This window comes from Rhizomonospora bruguierae, assembly GCF_018397995.1.
Taxonomy (GTDB): Bacteria; Actinomycetota; Actinomycetes; order Mycobacteriales; family Micromonosporaceae; genus Rhizomonospora; species Rhizomonospora bruguierae.
Map to the genome: position 1 here is coordinate 1 of NZ_BBQH01000180.1, position 585 is coordinate 585.

The window sequence follows — 585 nt, forward strand, 5'->3', positions numbered from 1 at the left end:
ACTAGGAAACGCGGGCAAGCATTTTAGCTATTCGGACAAGTCGTGTCAAGTCCTGATTTATGGAGATAGTGCCCCCGGCAGGATTCGAACCTGCGACACACGGTTTAGGAAACCGATGCTCTATCCCCTGAGCTACGAGGGCGCGAGGGTCTAGTCTAGCGACCCGGGGGTTCACCTGGGGTGGCAGGGAGTGGCCCACGTTCACCCACGTCACCCATACCCCTGTTCTCCCAGCCCAGGACCACACCCCGAGCACACGAACCCCGGTTTGCGACCGGCGGTCGGCCGCGGTGACCCGCGGTGGCACCGGTTCACCCGGGCTGGCATCCGCTGGAGAGCACACACCGAGCACATCATCGAAGATCATGACGTGCGCTCCCCCGGCCCGGGCGTGCTCGTGTCGGGGTACAGGTCCGAGTGAACAGGCAGGTACGCCAGAGCGACAGAGATCGGCGTACCAAGGGTCAACGACGTCGATCGAGCAAGTCTCCATGCCACAGGCCGAGCAGCCTCGCTGACTACACTCGGTTACGGCCTGGACGGGCTGCGCTCGCACCGGATCGCGGCATGAGAGTCCGCTTTTGA

At 63.2% G+C, this 585-nt stretch carries 1 tRNA gene; it reads right to left on the reverse strand.

Annotation, left to right across the window (positions count from 1 at the left end):
- Positions 1 to 69: 69 nt before the first annotated feature.
- Positions 70 to 142, reverse strand: a tRNA-Arg gene (locus KJS59_RS30745).
- Between the last annotated feature and the right edge of the window lie 443 nt (positions 143 to 585).